General features: G+C 59.3%; 14 protein-coding genes. 4 read left to right on the top strand and 10 right to left on the bottom strand.

Annotated features, from left to right (window positions below; all coding sequences use genetic code 11):
- Nucleotides 1-204 precede the first annotated feature (204 nt).
- Nucleotides 205-1,464, top strand: a complete 1,260-nt coding sequence (locus FJE54_RS07660; RefSeq protein WP_139652093.1) for an aminopeptidase — start codon at nt 205-207, stop codon at nt 1,462-1,464.
- A gap of 55 nt (nt 1,465-1,519) precedes the next feature.
- Here FJE54_RS07660 and FJE54_RS07655 read toward each other — a convergent pair whose 3' ends face one another.
- Complete coding sequence (locus tag FJE54_RS07655; protein ID WP_139652092.1) at nt 1,520-2,476, bottom strand: DMT family transporter; 957 nt, start codon at nt 2,474-2,476, stop codon at nt 1,520-1,522.
- A gap of 178 nt (nt 2,477-2,654) precedes the next feature.
- Here FJE54_RS07655 and FJE54_RS07650 point away from each other — a divergent pair, with 178 nt between their 5' ends.
- A complete protein-coding gene (locus tag FJE54_RS07650) occupies nt 2,655-3,617 on the top strand; it encodes a LysR family transcriptional regulator (protein WP_139652091.1) in 963 nt (320 codons plus the stop codon).
- Here FJE54_RS07650 and FJE54_RS07645 read toward each other — a convergent pair.
- The 3 genes from FJE54_RS07645 to FJE54_RS07635 all read right to left on the bottom strand — a co-directional run bounded on the left by FJE54_RS07645 (nt 3,527) and on the right by FJE54_RS07635 (nt 6,106).
- On the bottom strand, nt 3,527-4,231 hold the full coding sequence (locus tag FJE54_RS07645) for a Pr6Pr family membrane protein (protein WP_139652090.1): 705 nt from the start codon (nt 4,229-4,231) through the stop codon (nt 3,527-3,529). The genes FJE54_RS07650 and FJE54_RS07645 overlap by 91 nt on opposite strands.
- 88 nt (nt 4,232-4,319) lie before the next feature.
- Nucleotides 4,320-4,619, bottom strand: coding sequence for a helix-turn-helix domain-containing protein (locus FJE54_RS07640; RefSeq protein ID WP_139652089.1), 300 nt, complete (start codon nt 4,617-4,619; stop codon nt 4,320-4,322).
- A gap of 278 nt (nt 4,620-4,897) precedes the next feature.
- Nucleotides 4,898-6,106, bottom strand: coding sequence for a radical SAM/SPASM domain-containing protein (locus FJE54_RS07635; protein WP_255467270.1), 1,209 nt, complete (start codon nt 6,104-6,106; stop codon nt 4,898-4,900).
- Between the two features lie 241 nt (nt 6,107-6,347).
- On the opposite strand from FJE54_RS07635, the gene FJE54_RS07630 reads away from it, so the two are divergent.
- A complete protein-coding gene (locus FJE54_RS07630; RefSeq protein ID WP_139652087.1) occupies nt 6,348-6,587 on the top strand; it encodes a hypothetical protein in 240 nt (79 codons plus the stop codon).
- Between the two features lie 49 nt (nt 6,588-6,636).
- Here FJE54_RS07630 and FJE54_RS07625 read toward each other — a convergent pair whose 3' ends face one another.
- The 5 genes from FJE54_RS07625 to FJE54_RS07605 all read right to left on the bottom strand — a co-directional run bounded on the left by FJE54_RS07625 (nt 6,637) and on the right by FJE54_RS07605 (nt 12,429).
- Nucleotides 6,637-7,272, bottom strand: a complete 636-nt coding sequence (locus FJE54_RS07625) for an HAD family hydrolase (RefSeq protein ID WP_139652086.1) — start codon at nt 7,270-7,272, stop codon at nt 6,637-6,639.
- An 11-nt stretch (nt 7,273-7,283) separates the two neighbouring features.
- Nucleotides 7,284-9,035, bottom strand: coding sequence for a proline--tRNA ligase (locus tag FJE54_RS07620; RefSeq protein WP_139652085.1), 1,752 nt, complete (start codon nt 9,033-9,035; stop codon nt 7,284-7,286).
- Entirely contained in the window at nt 9,032-10,126 is a 1,095-nt protein-coding gene (gene ispG / locus FJE54_RS07615) for a flavodoxin-dependent (E)-4-hydroxy-3-methylbut-2-enyl-diphosphate synthase (RefSeq protein WP_139652084.1), read from the bottom strand. Before ispG ends, FJE54_RS07620 begins: the two co-directional genes overlap by 4 nt.
- 16 nt (nt 10,127-10,142) lie before the next feature.
- Nucleotides 10,143-11,234, bottom strand: coding sequence for a site-2 protease family protein (locus FJE54_RS07610; protein WP_139652083.1), 1,092 nt, complete (start codon nt 11,232-11,234; stop codon nt 10,143-10,145).
- A 283-nt stretch (nt 11,235-11,517) separates the two neighbouring features.
- Nucleotides 11,518-12,429 carry a PfkB family carbohydrate kinase gene (locus FJE54_RS07605; protein ID WP_139652082.1) on the bottom strand — a complete coding sequence of 304 codons (912 nt, stop codon included), beginning with the start codon at nt 12,427-12,429 and terminating at the stop codon, nt 11,518-11,520.
- A 204-nt stretch (nt 12,430-12,633) separates the two neighbouring features.
- Between FJE54_RS07605 and FJE54_RS07600 the strand changes: the two genes are divergently transcribed.
- Nucleotides 12,634-13,269: a DUF3800 domain-containing protein gene (locus tag FJE54_RS07600; protein WP_139652081.1), complete on the top strand. Its 636-nt coding sequence runs from the start codon at nt 12,634-12,636 to the stop codon at nt 13,267-13,269.
- Between the two features lie 153 nt (nt 13,270-13,422).
- Here FJE54_RS07600 and dxr read toward each other — a convergent pair whose 3' ends face one another.
- Complete coding sequence (gene dxr / locus FJE54_RS07595) at nt 13,423-14,658, bottom strand: 1-deoxy-D-xylulose-5-phosphate reductoisomerase (protein WP_139652080.1); 1,236 nt, start codon at nt 14,656-14,658, stop codon at nt 13,423-13,425.
- Nucleotides 14,659-14,685 lie beyond the last annotated feature (27 nt).

Here is a 14,685-nt window from a genome sequence, read left to right as displayed (position 1 = left end):
ATTTGGGGCACGGATTTTTTCCTTGCGTCCCCTAGAGCCTCTTCCAGAGTGTTCTCTATGCTTGCGAACACCATAATCCCGAACATGCGAAGCCCCGATTTGCGGGAAAGGCATCGACCTTCTGACATCTTACCGACCGCGAGAGCAAAGCGCGGACCCGTCGCCTATACTATCTACGATCACATTACGAAAGCAAGGAGCACCATGACCGCATCCCCCGCAACCGCTCTCGAAGTTAACCTCGAAAAGTACGCCCGCCTCATCGTCGAAGCAGGGTGCAACCTCCAACCGGGGCAAGAACTCTTTCTCACGTCGTCGGTGGATACCGCCGCATTCGCACGGCTCATCACGCGCACAGCGTACGAGCGGGGCGCGAAGCACGTAACCGTTCGCTACACCGACGAGCAGATATCACGCATGCACTACGACAACTGCGCTCTCGAAGTGTTCGAGACCATGCCCGAATGGGCTGCATTGCTCAACAACTCGATGGCGCGCGAGGGCGCCGCCGTCCTCTCGATCATCTCTGAAGATCCCGAAGTCATGACGGGCATCGATCCTGCGAAGGCCGTCGCAAACGCACGCGCCGCACATGCAGCCTGCAAGGAATTCTACGATGCGCTCGATTTCGGCCGCACCGTTTGGTGCATCGCAGGAGCAGCCTCCCCCGCATGGGCGCGCAAGGTATTTCCCGACATGCCCGAAGCCGAAGCAGTCGAGAAGCTCTGGGACGCCATCTTCACCACCGCCCGCGTACATGAAAACGATCCGATCGCAGCGTGGGAGGCGCACCGCGCAAGCTTCGCCGCACGCACCCGTCTTCTGAACGAGCAACGCTTCGATGCGCTGCGCTACCGCACCGCGCGGGGAACCGATTTCACCGTGGGCCTGCCTGAGAAGCATCTTTGGAACGGCGGGGGCGACACCACAACAAGCGGCACGCAGTTCTTCCCCAACATCCCCACCGAAGAGGTATTCACCACACCCCACCGCCTGCGGGCCGAAGGCACCGTGGTATCTGCGCTGCCGCTCATACACAACGGCACGCTCATCGACCGCTTCAGCATCACGTTCGAGAACGGCAAGGCGGTATCCTTCGAGGCAGAAGAGGGTTACGACACGCTGAAATCGATCATCGAGACCGACGAGAACTCGTGCAGGCTCGGCGAAGTCGCACTGGTGCCGTTCGATTCGCCCATCCGCAACTCAGGCATTCTGTTCTACAACACGCTCTACGACGAAAACGCCTCGTGCCATCTTGCACTCGGCCAGGGGTTTCCCGACTGCTACGAAGGCGGAACCGACAAAGATGCCGACGAGCTTTTGCAGGCGGGCGTGAACAAGAGCGCGACGCACGTGGATTTCATGATCGGAACCGACGACCTGTCCATCGAGGGCATCAAAAACGACGGTACGATCGTGCCTGTGTTCGAAAACGGCACCTGGACAGGCATCTTCGCCTAGCACCCGCGTTCCGGGCCGAAAGACGCAGGATCACCATGCAGGATAGGGTGCCCGCCTAGTATCCGCCATCTTCGGCGCGAGCGGCTCGAGCCAGCGCAGAAGGCGACGATGCCGACGGGGAAAGCGTTTGCGCCCGGCGCGGCGGACGTCCGTCGAGGTACGTTTCGACAAGAACGCACACCACGATGAGCGCCGCACCTGCAAAGCCAATACCGGTAAGCACCTCGCCGAGCACGATCCACGAGAACGCAGCCGTGAACAGCGGTTCACCGCACAGCAGCATCGAAACCATCGTCGATGACAAGCGGGTGAGCGCCGCGTTTTGCAAGGCGAAGGTCACGCAGGTGCTCAAAAGCGCCAGAAACGCGATCACGGCCCATGCAGTGGGCTGAACTGCCGCGACATCGACCACCGGTTCGAATACAAGCGCCCCCGCAACAGACAGCACGAACGTCACGCCTATCTGAGTAGCCGAAACCGTTGCCACATCGAGGTTCTTCAAGCCCCGCTCGCCGAACACGAGCGCTCCGGCGAGCGATGCGGCAGCGACGAGGGCCAGCACCTCTCCCCATCCGAAGGCGAAGGCCCCGCCGTTGCAGCACAGAAGATACAGGCCGAATACCGCAAGGGCCTGAAACGGAAGATGCACGATCCTATACGGACGCTTGAGCACGAGCGCAGCTACGATCGGAGTGAACACGATCGGGAGCGCCACAAGAAAGCCTACGTTAGTCGCACTCGTAAGCGCGAGGGCGACGTTGCACGAAATATAGGACGCCGCCATGCAAAGTGCAGCAGGGAGCCAATCGACGAGCTTCGCCGTGCGCAACTGTGCCACCACGCGACGGCCGAAAAACAGTCCGAACACCACAAGGGCGAGTCCGAAGCGCAGGGCAAGGCACCAAAAGGGCGTTATGCTGTCGTAGGCGAGCTTCGTCACGGCATTTCCGAATCCGAATATCACCGTTTGCGCCACCACGCACCATACGTATGTCCACCGCGTCGATTTCACGACCCCATCCTTTCCAATCACCGGCAATCATGGTACTGTTGGACTCGATATAAGTAAAACGAGATTTTCTAAGGTGAAAGTAAAGAGTTTCTTGTTCACCGAGACGCCCACGAGCCGCTGCCGCGCTCGAGTGCGGCAGCGGCAGCGGCAGCGACAGCGACAGCATACAGGAGGCACGGTGAAAGACCAGAAATACGAAGCGTTCATCAAGGTTGCCGAAGCAGGGAGCTTCAAACGCGCTGCAGAGGAGCTCGGTTACACCCAGGCGGGCATCAGCTACATGATCAATGCGCTCGAAAAGGAGTTCGGCTTGCCGCTGTTCGTACGCGAATACGGGGGAACCAGGCTCACCGCCGAAGGCGAGGCGCTGCTTCCGTGGGTGCACGGCGTTCGAACAAGCGAGCGCCAGCTCGCATCACGGCTCGACGAGCTCAAGCACCTTGAAGGCGGGTCGGTGCGCATCGCAACATTCACCAGCACCTCCATACACTGGCTTCCCGGTATCGCCAAACGGTTTCAGGAAATCCACCCCGCCATAAACCTCGAGTTCATCAGCAACGACAATCAAAGCGAGGTTGAGGACATGGTCTGGTCGGGCGATGCCGATTGCGGGTTTTTCGCCCTGCCCGTCGCACGCGAGCTCGCCACGGTGTCGCTGCGCCACGATCCCATGCTCATCGTGCTTCCCGAAGACCATCCCGAAGCGAATGCCGCATTCTTCTCGAAAGAAGCGATGGCAACGTATCCATGCATCAAAATCGATAACGGCGTGTATACCGAGATGGACGAGGTGTATCGCGTGAACGGCGTCGAGCCGCATATCGCATATTCCATCGATAACGACTACGCGGCGCTGGCCATGGTCGCCGAAGGACTCGGCTACTGCGTGTTTCCCGAATTGATCCTGCGTGAGCCTTTGTTCGACGTCGTATGCAAACATCCCGAAGTGCCGACGAGCCGCGAACTCGCCATCGCCGTTCGATCCTTCGAAAACGCCTCGACCGCCACGAAAGCGTTCGTTGCATGCACGCAAGCGTGGGTGGGCGATGCTTACAGCCGCAGCGATTCCGCTTCGCCCAAGGGGCCCCTTCGGGACGAAGGCATGCGTCCGAGCGCTCGATCGAGCGCGAACACAAGGTAGCCCAGGACGAGAAACGCGGCTGCCACGAGCACCACGTTTACGACCACGCCCGTCCAGCCGATCAGATCGGCGTCGATGAAGAAATACGGATACCGCGCGCCGGCCCGGTACACGGCACCCAGCTGCGCAGCAACCAACGCGAATACAAGGTAGTAAGCCGGGAGCGCAAGCCATCTGACGGGATCGGCGACGCGGATGCAGCCCTTCTCATCGAACAGCGCCCAATCCGCCACGACCATCACGGGCACGATTAAGTGTACCGTGAGATTCGATGCCGCAGTGCCGTTCGGGATCATGGCGAAGTCGGCCCCCACGAGCACGAACCAGTAGATCAAAAGCGTGACGACGATGCCCATGGAAACCGCCCCTTTGATCGCCGGGGAATAGTTCACCGTCCCCCTCGATCCGCTGAATCTGATTTCGCGCGCGCAGGCAGCGGCCGCGAAGGCAAAATAGGCGATAACGAACAGATTGCTCTGGATCGTGTAATACAGAAGCGGATGGAGACTCAGAGGGCCTTCGGGAAAGCCAAGGTTGAGGAGCACGCCCCATGCCCCAATGAGCACGATCGCGGTCTTCCAGATACACGAGAGATATCTGTTTTTGATGCACATGATGATTGCCTTCCGCCTGCACGTTCGGTTTCGTACGTACTGTAACGGGATACCGCACGCGCAATGCGGCTGCGCCGCAATCTGTAATCTATTCGGTATCTTCGTGCGTCGTATCCGTTTTCTCCGATTTCTTTTCGAGCACCTCATCGGCATCGTCGGAAACGGCAACGGAACCGGCATCGACACGGGGGGCGTATTCGAGAAGGTCCCCTGGTTGACAGTTAAGCGTCTGGCAGATCATCTCGAGCGTCGAGAACCGAATCGCCTTTATTTTCCCCGTCTTGATGCGGGACATATTCACGTTCGAGATACCCACTCGGTCGGATAGCTCGTTAAGAGACATCTTCCGGTCGGCCATGATACGGTCCAGTCTGAGGATGATTGGCATTTCCTATTCAACTTCCTGTGTGCAAGCTCTTCGGGTTTAGCGGATCTGAAATGTTGCTACTCGCATATATCATAGAACGGTTACCATTCTACCTCTTGTCAAGCCACCGTTGACGCCATGTCCTCTTCTCGAAATCTGGTGAGGTACAGACATATGTCATAGTACCGCGCTCATAGAATAACGCAAGACAAGGAAACGACCCTTGGATTCAAAGGCTCAAATCGCGTTCCAGATCGGTCTTCTGCACCCATCCGACGGTTTTAGGCTCAAGCATGCGTCTACCGGGAGCCCCGTATCGTAGCAGCGTTCTTGAGCATGTCGCCGTAGCCGCCGAAGAACTCCTGCATCATTGCACAATACGGATCGAAGGAGGTAAGGTCTCCCGAAGCGAACAGGGACCGGGCGCGACATCCGCCCCCGCACAAACGCTCGTACTCGCATGCGGAGCACCGCTCAAACGACTCGGTTCCCAAGGCGCTGAAGCCCTGAGCGACCTCGCCCGACAAAACGCTGTGGATGACGTCGGTAAACAGGTTGCCCATCGCAAGTTCAGCACGATGCAGCATATGGCATGGATACACCGTGCCGTCCGCCGCAACGCTCACCGTCTTCACCCCGGCTCCGCACACGCGCTTCACCGTCAGGCTCGCCCCAACCGGCGAATCGGCAACCGCAAGGGGACCTCTGCCCTTGCCGAGCGTGAGCATGGCGCGGCCAAGTTTTTCCAGCTCGGCATCATCGGGTATGAGCCCGCGCAAGACTTCATCGTCGCACGGGCATGACAATAGGCTGAACGTGAGCGTCGCACCGAGCTCATCGGCTAGCGTAAGGTACTCTGCGATGTCATCGACGTTCTTAGCGTGGATGGTCGCGATCATATGGGGTGGGATGTTCGCACCCTTGACCGCCTCGACCGCCCGTACCAGTTCGGCGAAACGCTGCTTGCCGCGAATATAGGCGGGCGAGGCTGCCGAGCAGCCGTCGAACGATATGGATACGCGATCGACGAAAGGAGCGACTCGTTTGAGCTGCCTTGCATCAAGGCCCACCCCGTTCGAAAGAACGACGACCGAAGCTATGCTGCATTCTATCTTCGCAAAGGCAACGATGGAGGCAAGGTCGTCGCGGAGGAACGGCTCGCCGCCCGATATGACGATCTGCTCGACCCCCGCCGATGCAAGCTGGGCGATCGCATGGTTGATCTTTTCAGTGGGTGCATCCGCCAAAGAATTGCGATCGTCATCGAGCGAATAGCATCCGACGCATTGCAGGTTGCATCGCTGCGTTACGTGCACGTACGCCGACTTGAGCATATCGTCGGGTTTCTTGTAGCCGAAGAATCCGCCAAGACCGAGATGCTGGAACAGAGCCTCGTCGACGGCAGCGATCTTGGAGGGAGGCACGTCTTCATGCATAAGCCGGGTACAAATGCCCTTCCCCTCAGGTGTAAGTCCGATGGCATAGCCGGTGTTAAGATTTCCGACCATCGGGATTCCTTTGAAATCAAACATGACGATCTGATTGCCGAATTTCATCCGTTCTCCGTTTCTTGACCCGCTTGCTGCGCCTCACGGCAACTCGTGCCGTTTATATGATGAGATCCATTATGTACGAGAGATTAGAAATTCCTACTACTATTTTTAACGTTTTATGATAAATTCGTAAGCATAATCGTTTTGCGTAGTCTTTTGCATATGCGATGGAACAGGTAAGGAATAAGGAGGCCCGTTGTTCGAAGGTACATCTCTTTCCGAGCTTTCGGGTGCTCTCCTGCCATTCTGTCACGCAGTCGGCTACGTCGCGATTATCGGTTCGGTATCCGCGATGGCGATCAAATTCATTCGTTGTAGAACCGAGCATCCCGATCTTGGCATGCTCGCAACAGCCGAATGCAAGATCACCCTGTTGTGCTGCACGACGTTCATGCTCATGGGCATTTCGATCGTCGTCTTCTTCAACAGCATCTAGGCACTTACCCCACCTGGCATACCCCCACCCAACGCCAGGAAGCCATCCATCACAGCAAACAGGGCACATCGCGGATACCCTCGCATACGTAGTCGGGCTGTTCGGCAAGCAGTACCGGCTTCGGGAACATCCCCCAAAGCGCTGCCGCCGTCGCACATCCCGCGCCGTTGCCCGCCTGGATGTCGAAGGGACTGTCGCCGACGTACAGACAAGCCGAGGGATCGAGTCCGAGGAGTGCCGCACCGTGGGCAACCGGACCGGGAGCGGGCTTGTGCTCGGGCCAGTCGTCGGAGCCGATCATGCACTCGAGGTACGCATCGAGCCCGAACAACCGCAGGCCCTGCATAGCGGCTTCGTGGCGCTTCGAGGTGACCACGCCGAGCGGATACCCTTGGGCGACAAGCGCACGCAACGTGTGCTCGACACCGTCGAACGGCTGCACCATGCCGTCGTGCTTCACCTCGTTGTACGCGCGGTATACGCGTAAAAGCTCGTCATGGAGCTTTTGATCATCCGTGAAATCCCACATCTGCGTCGAAAGCGGCTGACCGACTTTGGCCATGAGGCGCTCGGGCGCCATGTCTTTCTGCAAAACCTCCCGCACGGCATGCTGCATCGATTCGAGGATGAGATCGTGCGTATCGAGCAGCGTGCCGTCGAGATCGAACAAGATGGCTTTAATCATGCGAGCAGCGCCTAATCGGAGAACAGGCTGCCGAACGCGCCGATGCCGGAGCCCTTCATGCCGCGCTTCGCAAACGCAAGGGCCTCGGCTACCGCAGCGATGGATATGTCGCGCTTCGCGCCGGTGCGGCGCAGCTTGATTTCCACCTTGCCCTCGGCAAGTCCACGCTTGCCCACGACGATCTGCAGCGGCCAGCCGATAAGATCGGCGTCGGCGAACTTCACGCCCGCACGCTCGTTGCGATCGTCAATGACTACCTCGAAGCCTGCCCGTGCAATATCGGATGCCAGCCTCTCAGCAGCAGGCTGCACCTCTTCGTCGCCTACGTTAAGCGGGATCACGCACACGTGCGCAGGTGCCACTGACACAGGCCAGGAGATGCCGTTCTCATCGTTGTGTTGCTCGACGATGGCGGCCATGGAGCGCGAGACGCCCACGCCGTAGCACCCCATGAGGAAGTGCTGCTCGGAGCCGTCTTCGGCCGAGAACGTAGCGTTCATCGCACGCGAGTATTTATCGCCGAGCTGAAACACCTGCGAGACCTCGATGCCGCGTGCCCCCTCGAGGGGAAGACCGCACTTCGGGCAGCAATCGCCCGGCTTGACAACCACGATATCGGCCCACTCGTCCACTTCGAAATCGATGCTGGGGCGAGCGCCCACGTAGTGGTATCCGTCTTCGTTCGCACCGACGACCCATCGCGATATCGCCTGCAAGCTCGTGGCGGCGACTACACGCACGCCCTCGGGCAGACCGACGGGACCCATCGAGCCTTTATGCAATCCCGCCGCTTCCATCTCCTCGTCGGCGAGCAGTTCGAAGCCTTCGACGACGCGAGCCGCCTTGAGTTCGTTCAGGTCGTGATCGCCCGGAACGAAGAACACGGTGATCGCGCCGTCTTTCCCTTTGCCTGAAAGCGCTTTGACCGTAGAAGATTCAGGGATGTCGAGAAACGCCGCAAGGTCGGCGATGGTGTGCACATCGGGAGTCGCGATTTTCGTGAGCTCGTCGGCCATAGTGTACTCGGTCGGCCGCGCAAGGCCATCGCCCGCTTCGGTGTTGGCGGCGTAGCCGCACGAGCAATGCACGAGCTCGGCTTCGCCCGCATCGGCAAGCGCCATGAACTCGCAGGTTACGCTTCCACCGATTTGACCGGAATCCGCCTCGACCGGGCGGTAGTCCAAATCCATGCGCTCGCAGATTCGGCCGTAGGCGGCGCTCATCTCATCGTAGGTCTGCTGGAGCGACTCCTGCGAATCATGGAAGCTGTAGGCGTCTTTCATGATGAATTCGCGGCCGCGCAAAAGCCCGAACCGCGGACGAATCTCATCGCGGAACTTCACTTGTATCTGGTAGAGCGAAAGCGGTAGCTGCTTGTAGGAACGCAGCTCGTTGCGGATGAGCGCCGTGATAATCTCCTCGTGGGTGGGCCCGAGGCAGAAGGGGCGGTCGTGGCGATCGACGAGGCGCATGAGTTCGGGGCCGTAATCGTCCCACCGGCCGCTTTCGTGCCACAGTTCGGCAGGTTGCAAAACCGGCATCATGATCTCCTGTGCGCCGATCCCGTCCATTTCGGAGCGCACGATGTTCTCAACTTTCGCGAGCACCTTCTTGCCGAGCGGAAGGAAGGTGTACACGCCCGATGCCGCTTTACGGATCATGCCCGCCCTCACGAGCAAACGGTGGCTTGCGATTTCGGCATCGGCCGGATCTTCCTTCAACGTGGGAACGTAGAGTTCGCTCATACGCAAAATATCTGTCATAGCTTTCCAATCTCCTCCATCAAAGCATCCACAATAGCGCCCTCTTCGACCTTGCGCAAGGTCTTGCCCTGGGCGAATATAACCCCTGATCCCTTGCCGCACGCGACGCCGATATCAGCATCCGCCGCTTCGCCGGGCCCGTTCACCACGCATCCCATGACGGCCACTTTCGCCGGCACCGCAACGCTGCGCAACCGCCCTTCGACCTCTTTCGCAAGCGCGATGAGATCGACTTCGCAACGGCCGCACGTCGGGCAGCTGATGATCTCGGGCGAACGCCGTCTGAGATCGAGCGCCGCCAAAAGCGTCCAGCATGCGCGCACTTCCTCGACGGGATCGTCGGTCAGCGAAATGCGCAGCGTGTCGCCGATGCCCTGTTCAAGCAGAATGCCGAGACCGCTCGCCGACTTGATGATGCCCTGGAAAAGCGTGCCTGCTTCCGTAATGCCGATATGCAGCGGCACCTCGGGTATCTCGGCGGCGAGTATGCGGTAGGTTTGCACCGTCGTCATGACATCGTGCGCTTTCGCAGACACAACTATATCGTAAAATCCCTGTTCTTCGAAGTGTTTTACGTAATCGGCAGCAGATCGGGCAAGCTTTTCCGGAAGCGACAGGTCCTCGCGGGCGGCGAGATCCGAGTCGAGCGAGCCCGCATTCACTCCGATGCGGATGGGTATATGCGCCTCGCAGGCCGCCGCGATCACGCGATCTGTCTCGGCGAGCCCGCCGATGTTGCCCGGGTTGATGCGCAGCTTTGCCGCCCCGCGCCGGGCAGCTTCGATGGCGATATCGGCGCTGAAATGGATATCGGCTACCACGGGCAAAGGCGACGCCTTGCACACAGCCTCAAACGCATCGAGACACGACGCACGGGGAATCGCCATGCGCACGATCTCGCACCCAGCCTCGGCGAGGCGCTCGATCTGAGCGAGGTTTGCCGCCGCATCGTCGGCCGCTTCGTTGAGCATCGATTGCACGGCGCACGGCGCTGCGCCGCCTACCGCCACATCGCCCACCATCACACGCCGCGTGAAGGCGTTGGGCTTGCCAGCGCTTGCCGCACCGCCGCCAGAGCGCACTTCTTCCATCGCTTCCCCCTTGCCGCTAGCCCCAGTTCCCGAAAATGAACCGCTGTATATCCTGGTTTATCATCACGACGAACAGCCCTATGAACAAGATCATGCCGACCGTGCTCAGGTAGTTGAGCGCCCGCATGGTTACGAGCTTCTTCGTGATCTTCTGGAAGACCTCGATGACGAACCGCCCACCGTCGAGCGGGGGGATTGGGATGAGGTTCATGATGCCGAGCGAAACCGAGATCATGGCAACGAACTGCATGAACATCACGATGCCCGCGTCGGCGTAATCCTTCGCCAACACCGCGATGCCCATGACCGACGTCGATTGCGACACCGTTTCGCTGAACGTTGCGGGATTGAACAGGCCCACAACTGCAGAAACGACCATGCCGATGTAGTTGAAGCCGGCCTGAATCGCCTGCAAGGGGCTTACCGTCATATGCGTTATCTCGCCTGTCTGGGTGTTTTGCACATCGAACCCGATGAGAGAGAACAGCACGACGAACAGAAGCACGGCGAACAGCAGGTTGACCACCGGCCCGGCGAGGATAATGACCGATCGCTTCCAGAACGGAAGGCTTCGGTACTGCTGCTTGCGCTCGCTCTCGAAAAATCCGTGCGGGTCGGCGACGATGCGCGGTTGCCCGAGTTCATAGGCCTGCACGCCCTGTGCGAGCTGCTTTGCGCTCGGCTTGATCACCGGAGCGCGGTACGTGTTGTACTGGTCCTTCTTCGTGGGACCGGCAATCGAGCCCCATTCGGAAAGCTGTTCGAGCGCATCGTAGGCCTCGTCGTCGGTGATACCGAGCTCGCGCGCCACATCCTCCATGTTCACCACGCCGTTTCGCAAGACGCAGGCGAGCACGCGTTCGAGATGGGGACTTTCCCCACCAGGCTCCATGCCGCAGATGCGCGCATAGCCGCCAAGCGGAACGGCGGTCACGCCGAACTTGGTGCCGCCTTTGGTGAAGCCGATGTTCGGACCCGGCAGACCCAGCATGAACTCGGTAACGCGCACACCGAATGCGCGCGCCGCAAGGTAATGCCCGCCTTCGTGGATGAAGACGAGGAATCCGAGTACGATGATTCCGTAGAGGATCATCAGGATGACGTCCATATGCAACTCCTTATGGAAAACGGCGACCAGCGCCGATGGTATTCACAGAATACCATTATAGAAAGACCCGCCCCTGTACGGCCCGCAGCACGGTAATCCCACAAACTTCCGCAAGAATCTCCGCGAAGTGTACTGCGTTGGGAGCAGCCTTGGCGAAGCGAAGCACCTGTACCGAAGGTAAGCCGGTTCAAGTATTCCTGATGCGATAAATTGGCATGGGAAATGTCGTGTAGCGACGAAGGACGGACAGCGCCGAGATCGCGATATCGATCATCGTGCGCCCTCAAAGATGAATTCCCGATGCCGCAAATTCATCGTCTGAAAGCGATGCGCCCGACACCATGCAAACGGCTCCGGCGACCGCATTCGCCAGCGCGAGCGCCTCTTTCCACGAGCGTCCGGCGCTGCGCGCCGTCACAAGCGCGCCGAGATGGGAATCGCCTGCCCCCACGGTATCGACGGGCTTCACGGATTCCGTCGAAACGAAGATACGTTCGCTTCCGCTCAGCACGCTCGCGCCTTTGGCACCCTCGGTTATCACGACCGCATTGCCGCTTTCGGCTTCGATCGCACGCGCCGCCTCCTCGACAGTCGAACAACCCGTATAGGATTTCGCCTCGAGGTCGTTCAAATGCCATACGGGTCGAAGCGCGTTGATGCGCGCCGTCTTCTCGGGTCCGACGCCTTCGATACGCGGCCCTGGCGCGTAGAAGAACTCGATTTCGGGATGAGCCTCGAGAAACGAGATGATGGCCTCGCCTCCCGCGCCCTCGATTTCGTATCCGCTCGCAAGCGCGTATCCGTACCGGCTCGCGTCGATCGCATCGAACCACGCGCGTTCGAAGCATCGCTCGATGCCGGGCGACGTGACCATGGTGCGCTCCCCATCAGGCTCGACAAGGCAGGTACACGATCCGCAATCGAGGTCGGTTTCAACGTGCAACGCTTCGAGGCCGCGATCCGCAAGCTCTTTTCGGGCGAAGTCGGCGAAGATGCCGCTTCCGATCGGCGCGAACAAGAAACAGGGGCATCCAAGCTGTCGCACGATGTTTCCCGCGTTGAACGCGCAACCGCCAATAAGGGTATCGCGCTTGTCGACCACCACGCCCTCGCCTCGGCCGGGCAGATTCGGAATATGGCACACGACATCGACCATGACGGCACCGATGGAGAGGATTGCTTTGCTGGTGCGCATGTGGCTCCTTTGTTCGAACTTATCGCTCGATGCAATTATATGGCATGCGTTGATAGCTGGCCCGCATAACCCCGTTTGGGATGCTGCGTCCAATCGATACACAGCCATTTTCAACCGCTTTACGTTATACTGGAAAATCATATGTGTTTTGGTTGGCATAACCTAACCCTAGCGGGGACAGCCTTAGTACGATAAGGAGACCGCGTGCCTACCGAATCGATATACCTCTATCTGGACGAAGCTGGCGACTTCAACTTCAAGCCCAATGGAACACGCCACTTTCTCATGACGTGCGTTATCATGCAGAGGCCTTTTCGGGCCGCAGCCGATTTGCTTCACATGAGATACGATCTAATCGAGAGAGGCGAGCTTGCTGGTTGTTTTCACGCTTCGGAAGACCGGCCTTTCGTAAGAGACCTCATGTTCAGGGTAATTCGGTCGCACATATCCGAAATATCGGCATATTCCCTCGTCATCGACAAAAGACACTACCGTTACGACCCTAACCCGAAAGAGGTATACCAGCAAACCTTCCAATGGCTGATAGCCCACGTCGCACAATCGGAGAGATTTTCGAAAGCGGATCGCGTCATAGCAATAACCGACGACATCCCGAATGCGGCGAAGAAGGGGAGCATAAAGGGCGAATTGAAAAAAGCGCTCAAGGAAAACCTTCCAGGAGGGCTTACCTACACCTTGATACACCAAAGATCGGAAGGAGACTTCAATCTCCAAATTGCCGATTACCTGTGCTGGGCACAATTCAGGCTGCATGAAAAACGAGATAAGGCACCCTACATGCTGCTCGCAAGTGCATGGAGCGACATGGGCATACTATAAAAATGACCTCCCCACCTATCACCTCTTCACGGGAGCGACCCGCATGTCTTTGGCGAAGAACCCTCATGCGGTTCTTATCGGCAGGGAGGAACGTTTGAATACGAGTATACCGCTTTCGCAGCTTCAACAACAAGCGATCATGCAAAAAGCAGATTATCGCTCGATCCACGCCTTCGCCGTGCGGCGGGCCCATCCGTCGACCTCTTCCAGCTGCTCGAGGCTTTTAACCCGCTGCATCTCGTGCGCTTCCATGACAACTTCCACGCACCGGGCGATGTCCAGGTACGCGCACCGCTCGGCGAGAAACGCCGCAACCGCCACCTCGTTGGCTGCGTTCATCGCGCACGGCAGCGTGCCGCCCGCCTTGCCCGCCTCGCGCGCAAGGGCGAGGCAGCGAAACGTATCGGTATCGGGAGCCGCAAACTCGAGCGAGCCGAGCGTGCGAAAATCGAGCGGTGCGACCGGTGCGTCCCAGCGATCGGGATACGAGAGCGCGAACTGGATGGGAATGCGCATGTCGGTTGTGCCGAGATGAGCCTTCACGCTGCCGTCGGAGAACTCGACCATCGAGTGGATGGCGCTCTGCGGCTGCACGACCACTTCGATCTTGTCGTAGCCCATGCCGAACAGATGATGCGCCTCGATGACTTCGAGGCCCTTGTTCATGAGCGTTGACGAATCGATGCTGATCTTCGCGCCCATGTTCCACGTGGGATGCGCGAGCGCCTGGGCAGGCGTAATGGAAGCAAGCTCATCGCGCGTGCGGCCTCGAAACGGTCCCCCGGACGCGGTCACCCAGAGTTTTTCCACCTCGTCTGCCCGCTCGCCGAGCAAGCATTGGTAGATCGCCCCGTGTTCCGAATCGATGGGCATGAGCGCACCTGCCGGACCAGTGGCAGGAGCGAGCCCGTTCGCACGTCGCATCTCGTCAACCCGAGCGGCAAGCGGCATGATGAGATCGCCGCCGACCACGAGCGATTCCTTGTTCGCAAGCGCGAGCACTTTTCCCGCTAAGAGCGTCTCGAAGCTCGCACGAAGACCCGCTGCTCCCACGAGCGCGTTCACCACGACATCGGCTTCGGGTAGCCGCACGAGATCGACCACGGCATCCGGCCCGAATCCGAGCGTTGCCGCCGTTTCACTGTCATCGGCAAGCGCGAGGTGCGTCGCGAGCGAACGGGACGTGGGTGCCTCGCGCAGGCCCTCGTCTCCCACCGCCGCATGGCGCACGCCAAACTCGCGCACCTGCGCTTCGAGCACGTCGACGCGCGTACCGAGCGCAAGGCCTACCACTTCGAGCTTGTCGGAATGCCGCCGCGCCACATCGAGCGTCTGAGTGCCGATCGAGCCTGACGAGCCGAGCACAACGATGCGCTTCCTATCCGACATGGCCCACCGACCCTTTCCGCTTGGCAG

Origin of the sequence: Raoultibacter phocaeensis (assembly GCF_901411515.1) — a bacterium.
Classification (GTDB): Bacteria; Actinomycetota; Coriobacteriia; order Coriobacteriales; family Eggerthellaceae; genus Raoultibacter; species Raoultibacter phocaeensis.
This window is presented reverse-complemented; position numbering and strand designations above follow the sequence as displayed.